The organism is Membranihabitans marinus, assembly GCF_019802045.1.
GTDB lineage: Bacteria > Bacteroidota > Bacteroidia > Chitinophagales > Saprospiraceae > Membranihabitans > Membranihabitans marinus_A.
This window is the reverse complement of the sequence record NZ_JAHVHU010000002.1, coordinates 259,141-275,766: the sequence shown is the minus strand read 5'-3', so window position 1 is coordinate 275,766 and position 16,626 is coordinate 259,141. Positions and strand designations below refer to the sequence as shown.

The following is a 16,626-nucleotide window of genomic DNA, read 5'->3' as shown; positions in this document are numbered from 1 at the left end:
AATGCGAGACCTCAAGCGTTTCTTTTAATCCTAACTTGACCAATTATTGTATTATCTTACGATAGACGATTATTCATTGTTTTGCAGCCCCCCGATGTGTACGATACTCCTCTTCTGCTCTGTTTGTTCGGGCATCGATAACAAAAGCGTACCGATGACCAACAACCAAAACCGAAGCGTCCCCTACAACCATCGGTCGAACCAATCAAAAGCATCCTGCTGCATGACAGCATCAAATTTATGCGGCCCCGGATAAAATCGACACGACAGTTTATCCGAAGCATCCGCTTTTGTAAATACATCCTCCAGTATAGTGACAGCCTTCTTCATTTCAGGTAAGGTATACAGCTGATCATCATTAGTACTCATAGACATGGTGGGGAGCGGGGCTCGGAGTGCAAGTATCTCGGGAAACTCCATCAGCTTTGGCAACAGCGGGATGTAGGTCATCCACGTGTGCGTATATGATTTGTGAAGCATAAAGTCATCCCAAGTCGACATAAACCCCACACTGACCGCACACTTAATTCGATGATCCAACCCGCCCAAATAATTTGTGCGCAGTCCCCCACCCGACAGCCCAGCACACCCGATCCGAGCTTCATCCACTTCCGGCCGTTCTGCCAGTATTCCGAGAGCAACCTGATCCTCCAATAAAAACATTCCCGGCCATGTGGTGCCGCCGCAAAATAAGGATTTCGCCATCACATGCTCATGCGCTGAAGCCCAGTCATTGTAAAGATCTATGTTCTTTTGACTTTCGGGATTGTCGTCTGACCTCCCCTTCGTACTTACATCACCCCAGGGTATGGGCCCCATTTCATGGTATCGCACCCGCCGGCTGGCGAAGGTAAATACGTCATGCACCAAAACTACATACCCTCTTTTCGCAAGTTCATTGGCCCAGGCCCGACCTTCGTAGTATCGTTCCTGATGTGAAGTCATCATGGGGTGTTGATCACCATTTTTAATTATTTTCCGGCATCCAAAATATTTATTTCCACCATGATCGTGCAGGCCCAATACGGCAGGAAGCGGCTTATGGGCCCCCTGTGGCTTAAGCAAAATGGCTTTCGTGGGATGTCCGTAGGGCCAGGACCACTCCAATTCCTCCACATCCAGGCCATCATACTGATACGTTGCAGTGACGCGAACTGCCGGGGTAGCGTCAATATCAGGTCGTCCAATGTAACTTTGGACCTTTGGAAGCACTTCATTTTTCCATGATTTCACGTTTGAATAGGTAGCATGTCGAAATGACAGCTCCCCAGGATCTTTCCGGTGGTCGGCCAACCACGGACCGTACGGGCCAATAATACTTTTTGATGATTTACTGATCATGTTTTTGCTTTTATATGGGATGGTGAATTGGCTCACCAAATACTTCTCCGATGCCACACTAAATGGGAACAACGCAGCTCCGGAAGCCAACGCTGATTTTTTGCAAAATTCCCGGCGGGAATTCCTATTCTCAGAAGCAAAGGGATTGTTTTTGGGTCTGTTTTTCATGATTTATACTTATCAACCTTTAGCAGCGAAGTTTTTATCCCGTCACAAAGGCTTTCATTTTACCATCTTGTTCAGGGCGTGCTCTTCACCCATGTACCGTACCTGACACGGAAATTCTATCCATATACAGATTTCTACCTATGTACCGTCCCTAACGGGAAGAATCCGCATAAACTCCATCAATCCAATTAACCTAAATTAAGCTAAAATCAATAAGGTTAATAAAAGAAAATTGTCACATGGTGATCCCTCTGGGGCAGTGTAATTCATCACTCATCATGAGGGAGGCACCCTAACCCCTAACAACTCAGCGTCCCATCAGCTAACAGCGCAGCGTCCTAAGACCTAACAGCGTAGCGCCCTATCTCTTTCAATGCGAATCCCGCGTCACTTCGCTTCCCGAACTTCCTTGTAGAAAGTCCAGGTCCATACCTTTATGGGCTTGTTGAACGTAATCCAAAAACATTTTAACATATCCTCTGTCTGTAGGTTCTGGCAAGGGTTTCCAGGTTTCCCGTCGTTTTTCGAGCTCCTCGTCGCTCACATCAAGATGGAGCCGCCGTTCCTCTACATCCACTTCGATCCAATCCCCTTCCCGGACCAATGCCAGGACACCACCCGCAGCAGATTCCGGAGAGACATGAAGGAAAGTGGTTCCAAAAGCGGTACCGCTCATTCGCCCATCGGAGATCCGAATCATATCCGTAATTCCGCGTTGAAGTAACTTAGCGGGGAGTTGCATATTTCCCACCTCCGGCATTCCCGGATAACCTTTGGGACCCACATTTTTCAACACGAGAATGTGGTCTTCGGTGACATCCAGATCCGGATCATTGATGCGCTCATGATAGTCTTCGATGGTTTCGAAAACCACGGCCTGTCCGCGATGTTTCATGAGATGTGGGCTGGCAGCAGAAGGTTTGATGACTGCCCCATCCTTGCAAAGATTACCGTATACGACGGCCGTTCCGGCTTTTTGTTGAAATGGTTTATCCAACGAGGCAATGACGTCCCGGTTATAACATTGCGCATTTTGGTTGTTTTCAACCACTGTTTGACCACTGACCGTACGCACCGTTCCATGAAGATGAGGCAACAATTCTTTAATTACAGCGGGCAAACCGCCGGCATAATAAAAATCCTCCATAAAGTATTTTCCCGAAGGTTCCAGATTTGCCAATAAAGGGATATCCTTCGCTAAGTGGTCAAAATCTCGTAAAGTCAGTGGGACCCCAAGCCGGCCCGCAATCGCCATGAGATGAATCATGAAATTGGTAGAGCCACCAATAGCAGCGTTTATTTTAACGGCATTTTCAAAGAGTTCGCGCGTCATGATATCAGAGGGTTTGACATCCTCTTTTACCATATCGACGATGCGCCGGCCTGACAACTGAGCGAGCACTTTTCGCCGGGAGTCCGCAGCCGGGATAGCAGCATTTTCCGGCAATGTAATACCGAGTGCTTCTATCATGCAAGCCATCGTTGATGCCGTTCCCATCACTGCACAGTGGCCTCGGCTCCGGCACATGGCGCCTTCGATCATCCGGAACTCTTCAGCCGTCAGTTTTCCTGATTTGTTTTCTGCATCAAATCGCCACAAATCCGATGTTCCCAAGTTCCGTCCCTGGTGTTTCCCGGTCAGCATCGCCCCGCCCGATACTGCGATCATGGGTAAATTTACACTGCAGGCGCCCATGACACTGGCTGGGGTGGTTTTATCACACCCCACCAACAGAACAACCCCATCCAAGGGGTTCGCACGGATCGACTCCTCCACGGTCATACTCATGAGATTCCGATAAAGCATAGCGGTGGGTTTGATCAAGGTTTCCCCCAGAGACATTACCGGAAATTCCACCGGTAATCCACCGGCCTCCAGCACTCCCCTTTTTACAGACTCTGCCAATTCTCGAAAATGGGCATTACACGGTGTGAGCTCTGACCAGGTATTGCAAATACCAATGACCGGTTTTCCTGTAAATTCATCATCAGGAATGCCCTGGTTTTTCATCCAGGCCCGGTAAATAAATCCATCCTTCCCTTTTCGGGCAAACCATTTTTCACTTCTGAGATTCAAAATATAATTTGATTTATAAGGTCATGAAGAGGAGAAAGATAGTAAAAATTGAGTGTGAATAATCCTGGATCGATAAAATTTCTCTAAAAGCAATTATATTATCCATGATAATTAATACTTTGGCAGCGCTTCGCCATTTCTAGTTTCAAGACCAATAACCATGAGTGACTTCAAAGGAAAATCTGCTGTTATAACCGGGGCCGGACAAGGTATCGGAAAGGAAATAGCCCGTCAATTGGCAGGGCGCGGGGTCAACCTGATCCTCAATGATCTTGATCCCGAGCTGGTACAAGTGACGTGCACGGAGATCGAAAAGAATGACGCGATCGAGGGAAGTCAATGCATAGGCATCAGCGGTGATGCCGGCGACCTAAAGACCATCGATGCTATGATTCAAAAGGCGATTTCCGCCTATCAGCGGCTCGACCTGGTCATAGCTAATGCCGGAATCACCACCTTCGGCAATTTCCTGGATTATACACCGGAAGATTTCAAAAAATTGATTCACCTCAACTTGCAAGGTAGTTTTTTTCTCTGTCAAAAAGCAGCCCATGCGATGATCAAACAAGGTATTCCCGGACGCCTTCTCGTCATGTCCTCGGTGACCGGACACCAGGCTCACCAGGGGCTGACAGCATACGGAATGACCAAGTCAGCACTTCAGGCTTTTGCAAAATTCACGGCCGTTGAACTGGCTCGGTATGGAATTACTGTAAATGCCATCTCACCCGGTGCCACGATTACCGAGCGCACCACAGAAGACCCTGATTATATCCAGGAATGGGAACGGATCACACCCACCGGCAAAGTGACCCACGTCGGTGATATAGCGCATACAGCCTTATTTTTACTCAGTGAAAAAAGCGGCCAGATCACCGGTCAGACAATCATTGTGGATGGGGGCTGGACCTCGACCAGTCCACAGCCGAAATAAAGCATTTTTTAATTTCATGTTCTGTAAACCTGAGTATATTCTGGCGACGACCGCATTTGTTGCACACTCCCCCTCCATTTGAACTTTGCGCAATCCCACCATCCCGAAACAATAAGACAATGGCGTTTTCATTTACACATTGTACCTTTGCAGAGAATATTTCATCTTATATCTATGATTATGAGCCAACCAATTAGTTACACCCTTCGATTGATCATATGGCTTCTGACACTAACTACATCTGTCATTATAACAGCGCATGATATCAAAGCACCTGCGTCATTTCCAGGTGTCCAGGATGGCAAATCCAATGCACTACTTCTGTGGTACGATGAACCAGCCACCGAGTGGATGACAGAAGCACTCCCCATTGGCAATGGGTATACAGGAGCCATGTTCTTCGGTGGTCTCGAGGAAGAACGGATTCAAATTTCAGAAGGCTCTTTGTGGAGCGGCGGGCCCGGGTCAGGCCATCAATATAATTTTGGCATTCGTGAAAATGCCTGGAAGCATTTGGACAAAATAAGAGCATTGCTAGAGGCCGGCCAGATTAATCAAGCGCACAAACTGGCCGCCCAAGAATTGACAGGGGTCATTCATGACACCGAGAATGGTGCTATGTTTGGTGATTACGGTGCCCAACAGACCATGGGAGACGTTCTTATCCGAACGGAGCATCCGGATCAAGTGGAAGAATACAAAAGGATGTTGGATATCCGAAATGCTGAAGGAAAGGTTTCCTACATCCACAATGGAAAGCGATATAGCCGCACCTATTTTGGCAGTTATCCGGATCGGGTGATGGTCTATCGTCTGGAGGGAGAAAAAGCTGCTAATTATACGATTGCGTATGAGACCCCACATCAGAAAATCAATGCACAATACGGGAATCAGGTCTATACTTTTCGGGGCGCAGTCCGGGACAATGAGTTGGAGTATGAAATGCGGTTAAAAATTGACACGGATGGGCAAGTCCGGTACACTTCGGACTCCATATATATCCGCAATGCAAAGAAAGTGACCCTTTTTCAGGTGGCAGCCACAGCGTATACCATGGACTACCCGCATTACTCAGGGAATGATTTCCGAAAAGATAATGAACGGGCACTGGAACGAATCAAGAACAGGACCTATGAAGAGATCCGGCAGCGCCACCGTGCAGACTATACCCATCTATTTGACCGGGTACATCTGTCCTTAGGGGATAGTCACAAAGAAAGCCGCACCACAGACGTCCGGTTGCAGGAGTTTGCTCAAAGCGGGGATGACCCCGGCCTGGAAGCCTTGTACTTCCAATACGGACGCTACCTGATGATCTCGGCCTCGCGCCCCGGCACCATGCCGATGCACTTGCAAGGAAAATGGAACAACAGCGCAGACCCGCCCTGGGCCTGCGATTACCATATGAATATTAATGAACAAATGTTGTATTGGCCAGCCGAAATCACAAACCTGAGTGAATGCCACAAACCATTGATGACTTACATGGAAAGTTTGGTCGAACCGGGATCGGTTTCAGCCAAAGAATTTTTCAACGCCAGCGGCTGGATCGTCAATACGATGAACAATGCGTTTGGATATACTGCACCCGGATGGGGATTTCCATGGGGATTTTATCCGGCCGGTGCGGCCTGGCTGTGCCGCCACGTGTGGGAACACTACCAGTTTACCGGAGATACTGCATTTCTCAAAGAACGTGGATATCCTTTGATGAAAGGGGCTGCACAGTTTTGGATGGATTATCTCACCGAAGATGAAGAAGGATATTTGGTTTCAAGCCCCTCTTATTCTCCGGAGCATGGCGGAATTTCTCAGGGTGCCTCCATGGATCATCAGATCGCTTGGGATATTTTACATAATTGTATAGAAGCCAGTATGATACTTGATACGGATGATGCTTTTCGGGATAGCGCGAAAATCGTGATGAACAAAATCTTACCACCCTTGGTGGGGAGCTGGGGGCAATTGCAGGAATGGAAAGAAGATGTAGATGACCCTGAGAACAAACACCGGCATGTATCCCATTTGTATGCCCTGCATCCGGGTAACCAAATCACGGCAACCACGACACCTGAATTGGCCGAAGCAGCGCAAACCAGCCTCAATGCCCGGGGTGATGAGGGGACCGGATGGTCGTTGGCATGGAAGGTGAATTTTTGGGCAAGACTCAAGGATGGAGACCAGGCGCATCGGTTATATCGACGATTATTACGTCCGACAGGGTTGCAAGGGACAGAAATGTCCTCCGGTGGGGGCAGTTATTCCAACCTTTTGTGCGCACACCCACCATTTCAGCTGGATGGGAACATGGGAGGTACAGCAGGAGTGGCTGAAATGCTGCTGCAGTCTCATGCTGGATTTCTGGAGTTTCTACCCGCACTACCCACGAAATGGATAACCGGTGAAGTCAGCGGATTGAAAGCACGGGGCGCTTTTCAAGTGGATATCCGATGGGATGGAGGCCGTCTCAAATCTGCCCAAATTGAGAGTCTTCGCGGCGGGAAATTACAGATCCGATCCAAAGAACCATTCGTGATCACGGCAAAGGGCAAACCGGATCTGGCGGTAAAAGAAATTACGATTTCAGGCGCCGACTTGAGCCACATGTATGAAATAGAAACCATGACAGGAGATCAAATCATTGTCCATAGGAAGCTGTAAATGAGCTATTCCGACGGATAGTTAGATAAATCACCACTTTGGGTGCTGGGAACCACAGTCCAAGGAGTCTATCTTGGATCCATGAAAGATTTAATTACAGTCGTTGCATTTACGATGGTGTTGTCGTTCACCCGTCCATGACCAAATCATACAATAAGTAAGCAAGGTCCCGGGAAAATACGGCACCCAACCTCCCATCGTGCATCCGATGTGAAGTTGACTTTAAGTGGGCATTCAAAAGACGGGGCGAAACGCAGGGGTACTTCAGAAAGGTAAAAAATCTCATCGCGCTAAACCACCCTTACCAAGTGGTCATTGGGGCACCCGGTGCTGACGGGCTGGACAAAGGCCAGTTCACGTTAGTGATCAAAGTTACGTCCAGATAAGTCAGGGCTTCATCGATCCCTGTATTCCTAAGATAACGAGAACTACCGAATGAATAGAATTTGGTATAGAAAGTTTTCAGAATTTGCTCCACCAGGCACTCACCGCCCACACGCACAAGGAATCCTAACCCAACAATTTTCTTACGGCCGACTACCATTACAATGGCAGATACAAAGCCCGTGCAACCGGCACTCAAAATTATCGTAGCCCGCAATTTTATCCCAAGTCGATCATTTTATCCAAGTCAGGGAGGTATTTAGTAGTAGAATATACGGACCGGTATAAGCAGAGAAAAAGTTTTGTACTAAAGACAGATGTTCCTGATCTTAAAGCTTACAAGGTGTGAAATCTGAAATTGGGATCCGATCATAAAGATGAACCGTATAAAACGATTTCAAAACTCACCATCATGCGGAACTGATTTGAGTCTGTTTTTAGAATCGAATAAATAGTCAAAGACACTCCCTGAACCCACCAAAGAAGGAGTGTCTTTTTTTTTTATTTTAGGTTCTTTCCGAACTGCCTCAAGGTGTTCTATCACTAACTTTGGATACTTCGCATTTGTTTCTTAAGCGTCATACCATCATCAAAGCAATCCACTTAAATCTTTTTAAATGTCATGTTGAGCTTCCATAATATTCTCTAGTTTCAGGAAAAATTCAACTAAAAAAAGCTCGTATCCGGTCCTGCTAAAATAAAAAGCTATATCTTACCTGTCTAATTAGGGGTGCTAAACGCCTCGATTAATTTCCGGTAAATTTCATTTTGATAAATTTTTTTCGATTGTTCAGCCAGCATGAAGCTACAGTTGAACGACTTGGTGAAAAATTGTGATTTTTATTTTCAATTCAATTCCTCCCTGTGTGATGGGCGATTGACCGGGCTCGAAGAATGAAACGATATTGGATCAGGCACCAAAGGAGCAATTTATGAAAAACAAAAAGATAAGCCGAAGGGAATTTACCCGAAACACAAGTCTGGTTGCATCAGCCAGTATGATGGTGCCTTCGTTGTTGCCGTCTGTTCCAACCGGTTTTTTTAATAGCAGGAATGATTCTGTTTTTATCTCAACAGACTTTCCCAGTGGAGGCGGTACGGTCAAAATGGTAAATTCAAAACCGTTGACCCTTCAGGTCATACCTCACAATCAAAAAGAGGGTGGGTGGTCTCAGCTCTGGTGGCATTTTAGGGTGGGTGGATTGACTCCCGGGGAAGAAATCACCATTCAATTGGACACCCGAGACTCAACCATAAAGGGTATTAGTCCCCAAATTAATTTTAGCTACGATCGTAAAGATTGGGGATTGACCAATACAGGGAAAATGGAGGTCATAGATGGCAAAGAGTTTTTTGTTTACACACATATCGTAAAAGGTGATTCGGTTTGGTTTGCCTATGATCTGCCGTACACTCTGGAACACATCGATTTGCTACTCTTACCTTTAGCCGCTATCGACCCAGGTGTAGAAGTCATTGAACTGTGTAGATCGAAAGGGGATCGTCCGGTTAAGGCCCTTCGATTTGACAATACCGAGAATAGCGAAAGTAAATATGGTATCTGGTTGCAAGCCCGATCTCATGCGTTTGAATCGGGCAGTAGCTGGGTGTTGCACGAACTCACAGAATGGTTATTGTCCAATAGTCCGGAAGCCATGGCTTTACGAAAATGTGCCCAGATAACTGTAGTTCCCATTGTCGATGTGGATGGTGTCACGGAAGGAAGGACCGGAAAAATGCAGGCGCCCTATGATCACAACAGAGGTTGGGAGAACAAGGGAAGTCATTGGCCGGAAATTCGTGCCATCAAATCAAAAATAAAAGAGCTGGTCGCACAAAACAAGGCCGATCTGTTTATTGATTTTCATGGCCCTGGGAATCAAAGCCACCCCTACTTTATCATGCCGGAATCTAAAGATGTGCTTACTCCAACTCAGAGCAAAAATCGGTCTAAGTTTTTAAAAACCTTGGATGCAAAACCATTCGATGACAAGCTTCGGGCGACCCAATCCATGTCCCAAATCTGCTACAGCGCCCGACCCTGGAAACGAGTCAATAAAGGGAATTCAACATCCTGGGTAACCATGAATGGAACCGATAGTACGATTATATTAACATTGGAGGTCAATATGAATACACCATTAAGTACACGGGAAGGGTATCGATCAGAAGGTTTGGTATTAGGGAATGCCATTTCAAAGTATTTCACGGAAGGTGCTCACATCAAATAAAATAGGACCTTCCGTAAACAAGAGAATATTCCAATAAAATAATGCAATGAATAAAACACTTTTCCTCCACATTCTAACCATTACCATCTCATGTGCTATGGCCTGCACACTGAATGGTTGCCAGGAATGGTTTTCGATAAGATGTTTTTTCTGGTAGACGGCGATTTGGGTGGTGTGGATTATCCGCATGTCATGGAACACGAGGGATATCTTTATGTCGCTCATTCCGGGGGGCAAGGCGGACGAAAGCAATCCGTGGAGGTAGAGCGCATTCGCATATCAGACTTGGAAAATCTCAAAATGCCCACACGATAAATTTCTGATTTAAAACATGATAAAAATAGAACTAATGATAAAAAATCTCATCACCGGACTTCTGGCAATTACATTGTTGATCGTTGTGATTTTTACAGTAACCGGATGCCAAGAAAAGATAGAAAACTATCCTGATCCTTCAAGTAATGATCAATCCCCCGTCATGTTGGTTGGAGATTGGTTTGAAGATCCGCATAATATTGATTTTGATGCACTACCTCGTGTTCCGAAAGAATCCATTGTGGTTAGTGATGTAACACCGCAGGATGGAGTGAATCAACACAACTATTTAATCCACTATGATGGCCTTTTTTGGGCCATGTGGAGCGACGGACCATCAATAGAGGACAAGGTAGGTCAAGTCGTAAAGTATGCTACCAGTGAAGATGGCAGGACCTGGAGCGAGCCTCTAATGCTTACACCCTATCCCCCCGATTCGGGCCCCGAATCCCTGCATTATAATACCAGGACAGAAGACGGGTTTCGGTATATCGCCCGTGGGTTCTGGGAACGAGACGGAGAATTATTGGCCCTGGTAACACTGGATGAAGCGGCTGGTTTCTTTGGCCCAAGTCTCCAACTGCGGGCTTTTCGGTGGAATAAAGCTAACAGAAGCTGGGAAGATTATATCCTGGTTCATGATAACACCATCAACAATTTCCCACCCAAGCAACTTCCAGGAGGCGAATGGCTGATGTCCCGTCGAGCCTATGATTATACGAAGAGTGGAGTTCATTTTTTGGTAGGAGGAACAAAGGCTATTGACCAGTGGGAATCTTTCCCTGTTTTTGGATCAGCGAGCCAGTTATCAGCAGAAGAGCCTTATTGGTGGGTTCTTCCCGATGGAAAAAGCCTGATGGCACTTTTTAGGGATAATAATCGAAGCGGTTATTTATACCGCTCCTTTTCGATCGATAATGGTCGTACCTGGAGCCATCCTGTACAAACCGATTTTCCGGATGCCCGTTCCAAATTTCATGGCCTTCGCATGAGCAACGGGCAATACGTCCTGGTGAACAACTCATACTACGAAAACAGAAAATGGTTAACCCTGTCCGTCAGTGATGATGGAATGGTTTTCGATAAAATGTTTTTTCTCGTGGAAGGTGATTTTGATGGGGTGGATTATCCCCATGTCATGGAACACGAAGGATATCTGTATGTCGCTCATTCCGGCGGAAAAGGTGGACGAAAACAATCCGTTGAAGTGGAGCGAATTCAAATATCGGATCTGGAAAACCTTGAAATGCCTTCAAGGAATAAGAGGCACTGAAAAAAGGGGAATAATTTTAAAATAGAAAGATTTGGATTTATCGATTCGTACCGCTGACATCATTACCGTTTTGATCTATCTGGCCGGAATGCTGGCGGTTGGATTTTACTTCTCCAAACGAAACAAAACCACGGAAGACTATTTTGTCGGAGGAAGATCCTTCTCTGGATGGATCATCGGTTTGTCCATGTTAGGAACCATCGTTAGTTCAGCTACTTTTCTGGCCTTGCCGGCTGCTGCTTATGTGTTGGATTGGCGCCAACTTTCGGTCAATCTGGTCGTACCCTTTGTGGCTGTATTAGCCATCATTGTTTTTATCCCGTTTTTTCGGAGAGGGAAGCTGACTTCCGCCTTTGAATATCTGGGGGAGCGCTACGGAATGGTTCCAAGGATGTATGGTACGGTGAGTTTTATAATGATGCAGCTTATTCGCATGGCACAGGTCCTTTTCTTGATTTCATTGGTGATCCAGTTTTTGACCGGTGCACCTATTGCTTTGGTTATCGTCGGGACTGGTCTGTTTATTGGAATTTACACTATTATGGGTGGAATAGAGGCTGTGATTTGGACCGATGTAGTGCAGGCCATTATTTTAATTGTAGGTGGAATCCTTTGCTTTACCTGGATGGCCATTGATTTGCCGGATGGCATTGCACAAATTTTTGAAGTGGGTAAGGAGCACAATAAGTTTAGCCTGGGTGCAATGGATTTTGATCTAAGTGAACGTACTTTCTATACCGTGGCTATTCTGGGAATTATCAACTGGCTGGGCATATATGCAGGGGATCAGAACATGGTGCAACGCTATGCCTCGGCACGTTCGACGAGGGAAGCGCGCAAAGCAACCGTCGTTTATACAGCTATTGCACTCCCCATGTGGACACTGTTTTTCTTTATCGGAACGGCACTGTTCGTATATTATCTAACTTTTCCGAATACCGTGGTTGCTGGTCTGGAGGCTGACCAGGTCCTGCCTTATTTTGTCCTGAGTGAGATTCCCCCGGTTATTTCTGGTGTCATAATTTCAGCTGTAATTGCGGCTGCCATGAGTACGATGGATTCGGGAATTAACGCCCTATCCACGGTCGGTGTCATTGATCTGATGAAACCCTGGCTGGCAAAGGACCGTCCTGATTCGTTTTACCTTCGATCCGCTTACTATATCGCGGGTACAGCGACGCTATTGGTAATCATGGGAGCCATTGTATTTAGTCAAATCGATAAAGAAAGTATGAATGATATTAGTTTGATTGTAACAAGTGTTTTTGGAGGTTGCCTAATGGGACTTTTTATTATGGGTTTTTTCACGGAGCGGATCGATGGTTTCTCTGCCACCGTAGCATTGATATTAGCAGTGGTTTTTAATATATATCTCGGCTTGGGATTGTTGGGTGTACTTCCGCAATCCTGGATCCTTCCTGTACATAGTTATTGGGTCGGTGCCTTGGTCAATGGATTGTTTATAGTAGTGGCCTATGCAATCGGGTTGGTAAGAAACAAGTCCGATCGAAACCTTCAGGGACTTACGGTATGGACTATGAAAGAAAATCAAAAAGAACAAGAGTGGATTTCGGATGATCCATGACCTTAATTCCTGTCAAACGGAATAAATGGGTGTTATGACATTTGGAGAAAATCTATCGAATAGTAATTTAAAAACAAAATTTGTATGCCGGAATTAGTTGAAAGGTTTGACATTGTTGTATTGGGAGCAACACCGGGTGGATTGGCGACAGCTATCACAGCAGCCCGCCTGGGAAGAAGAGTTGCTATTATAGAATTTCATAACCACATCGGTGGTATGACAACAAGCGGCCTGGGGAAAAGCGATGTCGAACAAAAAGAATTTATCGGGGGGTTGTTCCGGGAATTCACCGGTCGGGTGTACCAATATTACCAAGATAAATTTGAACCAGATTCGGATGACTTGAAGCTTTGTCGGGAAGGGTACTATTTTGAACCTTCGGTGGCTGAAAAGATTCTGAATGAGATGGTTTCCAAAACGGGATTGATTACCGTCTTTACGAGCCATCAGTTGCTAAAGGTGGATGTGAATAACCATTGCGTGAAAGGCCTTGAAGCATTGAATATTTCCAATGGAATGATTACTTCTTTTTCTGCCGGAGTATTTATTGATGCGACCTATGAAGGTGATTTGTATGCGAGTGCCGGAGCTGAATATCGATTGGGACGGGAAGGTCGTGATACATATGGAGAACCCCATGCCGGTGTAATTTTCTTTGATTATGAAAAGGGTGAAATACTGCCCGGAAGTACCGGAGAAGCCGACCACGGGATCCAGGCCTACACCTATCGTTATTGTTTGACCACAGACCTTGAGAACAGTTACATGCTCGATTCACCGCCCGCGGACTACGATCGCAGATTATACACCCCCTATTTTGATGATTTAAAGGAAGGTCGATTGAGTGCACCGGCTGAATTCCATGAAGGATGGGGCTACTATCCGGAACATTTCGACACCCTGGTCCGGGCCCTTTCCGTAACGGATCTACCCAACTCAAAAGTAGACGCCAATACAAACCCACGACCGCTGGGATTTCCGTTTCCGGAAGTAAATGAAGGCTATATAGAGGGGGATGCCGTCACCAGACAAAGGATCTGTGACAGGCACCGGAATATTGCTTTGGGACTAATCTGGTTTCTACAGAATGATGAAGAAGTGCCGGAGGAGCACCGAAAAATGGCTCAGGCCTATCACCTGCCATTGGATGAATTTAGGAACAACAACCATTTTCCTTTCCAACTATATGTCCGTGAAGGAAGGCGTCTGAAGGGGGAATACACCTTGACGCAACACGATGTCGCCATTACAAAAGGAAACCCGGGTTTTTTCCAACACGATGACACCATCGCCATGGGTGAATTCCCCATTGATAGTTTCCCGGTTCATAAAAAGTTCGATAAAAACCGAACCGTTTTAGAGGGTTACCTGGGTATGTTGGCGCACTTGACTCGCCCCTATGAAATACCCTATCGGACGATGATTCCGCAAAAAATTGATGGTTTGCTGGTTCCGGTTGCGCTCTCAGCCACCCATGTAGCTTATTGTTCGATCCGCATGGAACCGACCTGGATGTCCCTGGGACAGGCCGCAGGAGTGGCAGCGCATGTATGCCTTCAGAACGATCAGCAACCCAGAAATGTGGACATCCAGGAGGTTCGTCGTATCTTAAAGAAACAAGGACAAATTTTATCCAATGAGGGGGTGAGGTAATCGATTACTCTAACGTAGTCTGATTTTGTTTCTCAAATAAAAAGCCCCAACCAGATCATCAGCATCAAAAGTTCCTTTACGCCTCGCAGATAACGGAGGGCATGGCTGATGTGGGTCTCTACCGTTCGTTTTGAAATATTGAGTTGCTCCGCAATTTCGTCATTCTTCAAATGTTCAAAACGGCTTTTGTAAAATACTTCCCGACATCGGGGTGGGAGTTGTTGCAAGTGGTAAGTAATATCTTCGTGAAGCTCCTTGACCTGCAGTGCACGATCAAAGGTATGTACAGGACTGATTTCTTTAATGACTTCAAGGTGTTTTTCTGTGATGCGGTTTTTACGGAGCATCATCAGCGTCTTGTATTTGACCGATTGATACAGATAGGCGGAAAGATTTTCAATATCGCCAAATTTACGCTTTTCCCAAAGATCGATAAACACTTCCTGAACCACATCTTCGCTGGCTTTTTCATCTTGTAGTATTCGCCAGGCCTGGAGATACAGTGTTTCCCAGTATCGGTTATACAACTCCTTAAGCGAACTTTCTTTACGCCTTGAAAGATTTTTCAAAAGCTGTTGTTCGGAAAGATTCTGAGTTAGTCGATTGATCCTGTCCTTCATTGTATAAATCCCCTGTTAAACCAATGAGCTTCTGCCCATTAGGTGTACTATTCACTTGGACAGCGAAAGATAACGCTAAATTTTCTAAGAAAAAAATACCATCTGACTACGTGTTTGTGCATTTGGATGCAACATAGTATATGAAACAGTCGAACAACACACGATGACAAAGGAACAGCTAGAGGATCTCATAGACCGGTATCTCGCAGGAAATGCAACAGCAAACGAGATAAAAATAATGGAAAAGTACTATGCGCATTTGTCCGATCCGGACACCAAAGAGCAACCATGGAAAAAAAAAGATAAGCTCAGAACAAAGAATCGGGTGTACCGGGGTATTCATGATCACATACAGCGAAAGAAAAGTAAAAAACTCCAGGTTGTCTTATCGGGGGTGGCCGCTGCTCTGGTAATATTGATTAGTGGATATCTTTATCTCAATCCAAGTCCGGAAGGGCTTAACAACGTGCCTTCTCCCCTAACAGACATCACGATAGCATCTGAAACCGATCAGCGCAGTTTATTACTTGAGGATGGTACGTATGTGTTATTGAGTCCTGGAGCTAAATTAACCTATCCTTCAACTTTTAATGGTAAAGTCCGAAGCGTAGAACTGTCCGGGGAAGCCTGGTTTGATGTACAGCGAGATACGATACACCCGTTTCAGGTGCAGACCGGTGAAATCATCACCACGGTACTGGGCACTTCCTTCAGTGTCAATGCTTCTTCCATGAAAAAAGAGGTAGAAATCAAAGTAACAAGTGGAACCGTGAAAGTGAACAACAAAGAGAAAGAACTAGCCATCCTCCAGAAAAATGATGAACTAATATATCAATCGGAAAAACTCCTGGTCAAACGGAATGTAAAAAGGATGGAAGAGGAAAAAGACGAGTTGCCGAAACCCGGTGCTTTCAAACTAGCCAATGTAAATATGGAGGAGGCAGCACTGTTTTTGGAGAAACGCTGGGATAAAAAGATTGTATTTGACAATAAGGCGATCAAGGGATGTCCCTTGTACGCCTCATTTAATGCAGAGGATCCCATGGAAGAAATATTGATGATACTGTGCAGAGTGTCAAATGCTCAGTATAAAATAACTAATAATAAAATCACAATTTATGGAAAAGGATGCTTACGGGAGTGAACTTACGGGAGTGAGTGTGGGTGTGCGTGTGAGTGTGTGTGTGAGTGTGTGTGTGTGAAGAAGAGCAACACCACGTAAAAATGGAATAAAAAACCTTTAGTAAAATCAATGGAGATGAGGGATTGATTTGATCATCCTAAGTTAACATTCTGTTCATATTACGCCCTTAGATTTGCATCAAAATAAAGAATAAAAATATTCAATATTGTATAAAAGGATCATCCCGGATAAGACTAAAGG

General features: G+C 45.6%; 11 protein-coding genes. 8 read left to right on the top strand and 3 right to left on the bottom strand.

Features of this window, described 5'->3' with window-relative positions; translation table 11 throughout:
- Positions 1-183: 183 nt before the first annotated feature.
- Both KUV50_RS01455 and KUV50_RS01450 read right to left on the bottom strand, forming a co-directional pair.
- Complete coding sequence (locus KUV50_RS01455; protein ID WP_222578303.1) at positions 184-1,509, bottom strand: dienelactone hydrolase family protein; 1,326 nt, start codon at positions 1,507-1,509, stop codon at positions 184-186.
- A gap of 370 nt (positions 1,510-1,879) precedes the next feature.
- Positions 1,880-3,586: an IlvD/Edd family dehydratase gene (locus KUV50_RS01450; protein ID WP_261394952.1), complete on the bottom strand. Its 1,707-nt coding sequence runs from the start codon at positions 3,584-3,586 to the stop codon at positions 1,880-1,882.
- Positions 3,587-3,746: 160 nt separating this feature from the next.
- Between KUV50_RS01450 and KUV50_RS01445 the strand changes: the two genes are divergently transcribed.
- From KUV50_RS01445 to KUV50_RS01415, 7 genes are all read left to right on the top strand, one after another.
- Positions 3,747-4,520: an SDR family NAD(P)-dependent oxidoreductase gene (locus KUV50_RS01445; protein ID WP_222578302.1), complete on the top strand. Its 774-nt coding sequence runs from the start codon at positions 3,747-3,749 to the stop codon at positions 4,518-4,520.
- A 180-nt stretch (positions 4,521-4,700) separates the two neighbouring features.
- On the top strand, positions 4,701-7,181 hold the full coding sequence (locus KUV50_RS01440; RefSeq protein WP_222578301.1) for a glycosyl hydrolase family 95 catalytic domain-containing protein: 2,481 nt from the start codon (positions 4,701-4,703) through the stop codon (positions 7,179-7,181).
- Positions 7,182-8,497: 1,316 nt separating this feature from the next.
- The gene (locus KUV50_RS01435; RefSeq protein ID WP_222578300.1) at positions 8,498-9,796 is read left to right on the top strand and encodes a M14-type cytosolic carboxypeptidase; all 1,299 of its coding nucleotides are present in this window, start codon (positions 8,498-8,500) and stop codon (positions 9,794-9,796) included.
- Positions 9,797-9,922: 126 nt separating this feature from the next.
- On the top strand, positions 9,923-10,111 hold the full coding sequence (locus KUV50_RS01430) for a hypothetical protein (protein WP_222578299.1): 189 nt from the start codon (positions 9,923-9,925) through the stop codon (positions 10,109-10,111).
- Positions 10,112-10,145: 34 nt separating this feature from the next.
- The gene (locus KUV50_RS01425) at positions 10,146-11,384 is read left to right on the top strand and encodes an exo-alpha-sialidase (protein ID WP_222578298.1); all 1,239 of its coding nucleotides are present in this window, start codon (positions 10,146-10,148) and stop codon (positions 11,382-11,384) included.
- 31 nt (positions 11,385-11,415) lie between these two features.
- Complete coding sequence (locus KUV50_RS01420) at positions 11,416-12,969, top strand: sodium:solute symporter family transporter (protein ID WP_222578297.1); 1,554 nt, start codon at positions 11,416-11,418, stop codon at positions 12,967-12,969.
- Positions 12,970-13,053: 84 nt separating this feature from the next.
- Positions 13,054-14,622 (top strand): FAD-dependent oxidoreductase, encoded by a 1,569-nt coding sequence (locus tag KUV50_RS01415; protein WP_222578296.1) that lies wholly within the window; start codon positions 13,054-13,056, stop codon positions 14,620-14,622.
- 32 nt (positions 14,623-14,654) lie between these two features.
- Here the strand turns inward: KUV50_RS01415 and KUV50_RS01410 are convergent, their stop codons facing one another.
- Positions 14,655-15,242 carry an RNA polymerase sigma-70 factor gene (locus KUV50_RS01410; protein ID WP_222578295.1) on the bottom strand — a complete coding sequence of 196 codons (588 nt, stop codon included), beginning with the start codon at positions 15,240-15,242 and terminating at the stop codon, positions 14,655-14,657.
- 163 nt (positions 15,243-15,405) lie between these two features.
- On the opposite strand from KUV50_RS01410, the gene KUV50_RS01405 reads away from it, so the two are divergent.
- Positions 15,406-16,386: a FecR family protein gene (locus tag KUV50_RS01405; RefSeq protein WP_222578294.1), complete on the top strand. Its 981-nt coding sequence runs from the start codon at positions 15,406-15,408 to the stop codon at positions 16,384-16,386.
- The last annotated feature ends 240 nt before the right edge of the window (positions 16,387-16,626 follow it).

Bases quoted from the DNA above. Each gene is read 5' to 3' on its own strand.
- KUV50_RS01455 (WP_222578303.1), bottom strand. From the start codon at position 1,509: ATGAAAAACAGACCCAAAAACAATCCCTTTGCTTCTGAGAATAGGAAT.
- KUV50_RS01445 (WP_222578302.1), top strand. From the start codon at position 3,747: ATGAGTGACTTCAAAGGAAAATCTGCTGTTATAACCGGGGCCGGACAA.
- KUV50_RS01440 (WP_222578301.1), top strand. From the start codon at position 4,701: ATGAGCCAACCAATTAGTTACACCCTTCGATTGATCATATGGCTTCTG.
- KUV50_RS01435 (WP_222578300.1), top strand. From the start codon at position 8,498: ATGAAAAACAAAAAGATAAGCCGAAGGGAATTTACCCGAAACACAAGT.
- KUV50_RS01430 (WP_222578299.1), top strand. From the start codon at position 9,923: ATGGTTTTCGATAAGATGTTTTTTCTGGTAGACGGCGATTTGGGTGGT.
- KUV50_RS01425 (WP_222578298.1), top strand. From the start codon at position 10,146: ATGATAAAAAATCTCATCACCGGACTTCTGGCAATTACATTGTTGATC.
- KUV50_RS01415 (WP_222578296.1), top strand. From the start codon at position 13,054: ATGCCGGAATTAGTTGAAAGGTTTGACATTGTTGTATTGGGAGCAACA.
- KUV50_RS01410 (WP_222578295.1), bottom strand. From the start codon at position 15,242: ATGAAGGACAGGATCAATCGACTAACTCAGAATCTTTCCGAACAACAG.
- KUV50_RS01405 (WP_222578294.1), top strand. From the start codon at position 15,406: ATGACAAAGGAACAGCTAGAGGATCTCATAGACCGGTATCTCGCAGGA.